We start from the raw sequence: 4272 nt of genomic DNA, 5'->3' as shown, positions 1-4272 counted from the left end.
ATTTTCGACTCGGCCTGACCTGAATCTCAACACCCCCTGATGGGTGTCGCCTCACGCAGGAACGGCGCGATTTGGGAACCCAAAGCGCCGCTTCGCATTCAATGGAAGGCGGGGTCCGACAAGCTGCCGGCGCGTGGAGTGTTTCCTGTCGCCGGCTGCGGAGGGACATCCATCACCATGAAGTTTTCTCACGCATTCCTGGCGCTCGGCGTCGCCGCCATGCTGATTGGTACGCCGGCGCGGGCCGTCGAGCTGTCGATGGTGTCGGGCGATACCGGCGACGGCATCAAGGTGCTGCGCGAGATCCTCGACCGTTACGAGAAAGACAGCGGCAACAAGGTCAACATCGTCGTCATGCCGACGTCCGGGACCGACCAGTTCGGCCAGTACCGGCTGTGGCTTGCCGCCGGAAACAGCGACATCGACGTCTACCAGACGGACGTGATCTGGGCGCCGCAGCTCGCCAGCCAGCTCGTCGATTTGACCGCAGCGACCAGGGACATCGTGGCCGAGCATTTCCCGTCGATCATCCGGTCGCAGACCGTCAATGGCAAGCTCGTCGCCTTGCCGATCTTCACCGATGCGCCGGCGCTCTACTACCGCAAGGATCTCCTCGACAAATATGGCGCCAAGGTGCCGGCCACCTGGAAGGAACTGGCGGACACCGCCAGGCTGGTCATGGATAAGGAACGTGCAGCCGGCAATCGGGATATCTGGGGCTTCGTCTTTCAGGGCAACGCCTATGAGGGGCTGACCTGCGACGCGCTCGAATGGGTGATGTCGAATGGCGGCGGCCAGATCATCGAGCCGGACGGCTCCATCTCCATCAGCAATCCAAAAGCGGCGGCGGTGCTCGATATGGTCAAGGGCTGGGTCGGGACCATCGCGCCGCCCGGCGTGCTCGCCTACCAGGAAGAGGAATCGCGCGGCGTCTGGCAGACCGGCAACGCGGTGTTCATGCGCAACTGGCCCTATGCCTATGCGCTCGGCAACGGCGAGGGCTCGCCGATCAAGGGCAAGTTCGACGTGGCGCCGCTGCCGGCCGGCACCGGCGAAGGCGCCCGACCGGTCGCGACGCTGGGTGGCTGGAACCTCGCGGTCTCCAAATATTCGAAGCATCCGGATGCCGCGATCGAGCTGGTCAAGTTCATTGCCTCGCCCGCGATGCAGAAATACCGCGCGCTGAAGACGTCCAATCTGCCGACCATCCAGGCGCTGTATGACGATGCCGACATTGCCATGGAACACCCGATTATTCCGCGCTGGAAGCAGATCTTTCTCAATGCGGTGCCGCGCCCCTCGGCCGCCACCAGGATCAAATACAACGAGGCGTCGAGCCAGTTCTGGAACGCTGTTCACAACACGCTCTCGGGCGACGGCACTGCCGCCGACAATCTGGCCGACCTCGAAGCGACGCTGACCAAGCTGAAGGGCCGAGGCTGGTGACGATACTGGGACAGCCGGCCGGCGGGACCGCAGCGAGCGGAGCGAGATGACAGGGATGAAACCGGAAACAGCCAAGGCCGCGCACGCGCCGTTGAGGGCACAGCGCGTTCGCTCGGCGTGGCTTTTCCTGGCGCCAATGCTTCTGGTGCTCGCCGCGGCGGCCGGCTGGCCGCTTGCCCGCACGGTCTATTTCAGCTTCACCGACGCCTCGCTGGCCGATCTCGACGCGCGCCAATGGGTCGGCTTCGCCAATTACTTTTCGGTACTTCACATGCCAAGCGGCCGGACCCTCTATGACGGGTTGCTGGTCGACCCTGTCTGGTGGCGTGCCGTCTGGAACACGGTGCGCTTCACCGTGATTTCGGTGACCTGCGAGACCATCCTCGGCACCATCGTTGCCCTGGTTCTCAACGCCGAATTCAGAGGCCGCGGCATCGTCAGGGCGGCGATCCTGATCCCCTGGGCGATCCCGACGATCGTCTCGGCGAAGATGTGGCAATGGATGCTCAACGACCAGTTCGGCATCATCAATGTGGTGCTGCTCAATCTCGGCCTGATCAGCACCAAGATCGCCTGGACGGCCAACGCCGACACCGCGATGGCGGCGGTCCTCATCGTCGATATCTGGAAGGCGACGCCATTCATGACGCTGCTCATCTTGGCCGCGCTGCAGATGCTGCCGAGGGAGATCATCGAGGTCGCCAGGCTCGACGGCGCCAACCCCTGGCAGATCTTCTGGCGGGTGACCTTGCCGCTGATCCGTCCCGCGCTGTTGGTGGCGGTGATCTTCCGCGCGCTCGATGCGCTGCGTATCTTCGACCTGATCTATGTGCTGACGCCCAACAATGTGCACACCAAGTCGATGTCGGTGTTCGCCCGCGAGAACCTGTTCGAGTTCGACAAGTTCGCCTATGGCTCCGCCGCCTCGACCCTGCTCTTCCTCATTCTCGCTCTGCTTACCATCGTCACCATCCGGATCGGCCGGATCAGCCTGGACGGGGACCGCTGAGATGTGGATCGTGAAGCGCACGGCCTTTTACCTGCTGGTCGGGGCAATCGTCTTCGTCGCGGTGTTCCCGTTCTATTACGCCATCGTCACCAGCCTGAAATCCGGGACCGATCTGTTCCGGGCTGATCTGTGGCCAACGACGATCAGTTTCGCCAATTACAGAAACGTGCTGATCGAGGGCGCCTTCGTGCGCAACCTCGCGAACTCGCTCTTCGTCTCCGGCGCAGTCGTCGCGCTGTCGCTGTTGCTCGGCATCACATCAGCCTACGCGCTGGCGCGCATTCGATTCCGCGGCCGCTCGGCGCTTTTGTTCATCATCCTGTCGGTGTCGATGTTCCCGCAGGTGGCGCTGCTGGCCGGGCTGTTCGAACTGGTCCGCATCTTCGGCCTCTACAATTCCCTGTTCGCGCTGATCTTCTCCTACATGATCTTCACCTTGCCGTTCACCGTCTGGGTGCTCACCACCTTCGTCCGCGACCTGCCGGTCGAGGTCGAGGAGGCGGCGATCCTAGACGGCGCGACGCCGTGGATCATCGTCACCCGGGTCTTCCTGCCGCTGATGTGGCCGGCGCTGGCGACCACCGGCCTGCTGGCCTTCATCGGTGCGTGGAACGAGTTCCTGTTTGCCCTGACCTTCACCTCCAACAACGCACAGCGGACCGTGCCGGTGGCGATCGCGCTGCTCTCCGGCAACTCGCAGTTCGAGATCCCCTGGGGCAACATCATGGCCGCCTCGGTGATCGTCACGGTGCCGCTGGTGGTGCTGGTGCTGATCTTCCAGCGCAAGATCGTCTCCGGCCTCACCGCCGGCGGGGTGAAGGGGTGAGGAGCGGTCAGCGTAGTGCGGACCGTTGTCAGATGTCCGGCGCGTTGCCGATCTTCTGCTTGAGATCAAGCGCCCAGGTGCGGCCTTCATCGCCGCCCCACAGCAGCCGGGCGATGTAGCCGGCCGAAGGGTTCTGCTCATTGCCGTAGTTCCTGCCGCGCTTGTCGACCTCGTGGCGGGCGAAATAGCTGACCATGCGGCGAATGGTGGAGGGCGCGAGCTTTTCCCGGTTCTTCAGTTCGGTGGCGCGGGCGACGCCGATCTCGGTGCCGCCGCGGCCGAATTCTCCGCGCAGTCTGAGGCCCTTGGCGGCATTGTCGGTCACTACTTGCGGGCAGCGCAGATCGATCTCGTCGTCGTGCATCTCGTCCCCCGGATCACGCTGCCCGGACAGGTATTACGACATATCACCATGCGCAATAAATGTCGGAGCCGATCACCGCCAAACGTCCTTGGGTCGCAGAGCAACCGCGCCGGGACGCCGGCGCTGCGACTTGAAGGAGCCGATCATGATCACCTTTCCCAACGAATCCGCGAAATACCGCACCGCGCGCGAAAAATTGCTGAAGAAGGAAATCGAGCTGCGCCGCGCCATGGAAGAGGTCGCCGAGGCCCGGCGCGCGCTGCCGCCGGGCGGGCTGATCCGCCAGGACTATGAATTCGACGCACTGGATGCCCACGGCAAGCCCGCGAAGACAAGGCTGTCGGAGCTGTTCGCGCCCGGCAAGGACAGCCTGATCCTCTACAACATGATGTTCCCGCGCCACCCGCAGGAGAAGCGCGATGTGGCGACCAGCGGCGGCACGGCGAAGCTCGCCCGACCGGACCAGCCATGTCCGTCCTGCACGGCATTGCTCGATCAGTTCGACGGCGCGGTCGGGCATCTCCAGGCGGCCGGCTTCAATTTCGCGGTGGTGGGCAAGACCGCGCTCGAAAACCTGGTCACGCTCGGTCGAGATCGGGGCTGGCGCAACATGCGGCTGGCGTCTTC

Annotated in this window: 5 protein-coding genes; 4 read left to right on the top strand and 1 reads right to left on the bottom strand. The window is 63.8% G+C overall.

Features of this window, described 5'->3' with window-relative positions; genetic code table 11:
• Positions 1 to 177: 177 nt before the first annotated feature.
• The 3 genes from ENZ74_RS23690 to ENZ74_RS23680 are packed head-to-tail and all read left to right on the top strand — an operon-like array spanning position 178 to position 3281.
• The gene (locus ENZ74_RS23690; RefSeq protein ID WP_063170315.1) at positions 178 to 1446 is read left to right on the top strand and encodes an ABC transporter substrate-binding protein; all 1269 of its coding nucleotides are present in this window, start codon (positions 178 to 180) and stop codon (positions 1444 to 1446) included.
• A gap of 46 nt (positions 1447 to 1492) precedes the next feature.
• On the top strand, positions 1493 to 2455 hold the full coding sequence (locus ENZ74_RS23685) for a sugar ABC transporter permease (protein ID WP_063168799.1): 963 nt from the start codon (positions 1493 to 1495) through the stop codon (positions 2453 to 2455).
• A gap of 1 nt (position 2456) precedes the next feature.
• Positions 2457 to 3281, top strand: a complete 825-nt coding sequence (locus ENZ74_RS23680; protein WP_063168798.1) for a carbohydrate ABC transporter permease — start codon at positions 2457 to 2459, stop codon at positions 3279 to 3281.
• A 28-nt stretch (positions 3282 to 3309) separates the two neighbouring features.
• On the opposite strand, the gene ENZ74_RS23675 is transcribed toward ENZ74_RS23680, so the two are convergent.
• Positions 3310 to 3645, bottom strand: a complete 336-nt coding sequence (locus ENZ74_RS23675; protein WP_063168797.1) for a hypothetical protein — start codon at positions 3643 to 3645, stop codon at positions 3310 to 3312.
• 145 nt (positions 3646 to 3790) lie between these two features.
• On the opposite strand from ENZ74_RS23675, the gene ENZ74_RS23670 reads away from it, so the two are divergent.
• Positions 3791 to 4272, top strand: a 482-nt coding sequence (locus tag ENZ74_RS23670; protein ID WP_164761159.1) for a DUF899 family protein, incomplete at its 3' end; no start/stop codon positions are given.

The organism is Mesorhizobium sp. M7A.F.Ca.CA.002.15.2.1, from assembly GCF_003998715.1.
Lineage (GTDB): Bacteria > Pseudomonadota > Alphaproteobacteria > Rhizobiales > Rhizobiaceae > Mesorhizobium > Mesorhizobium ciceri.
Note: the sequence above shows the minus strand (reverse complement) of the source record. Positions and strands in the feature narration are given on the sequence as shown.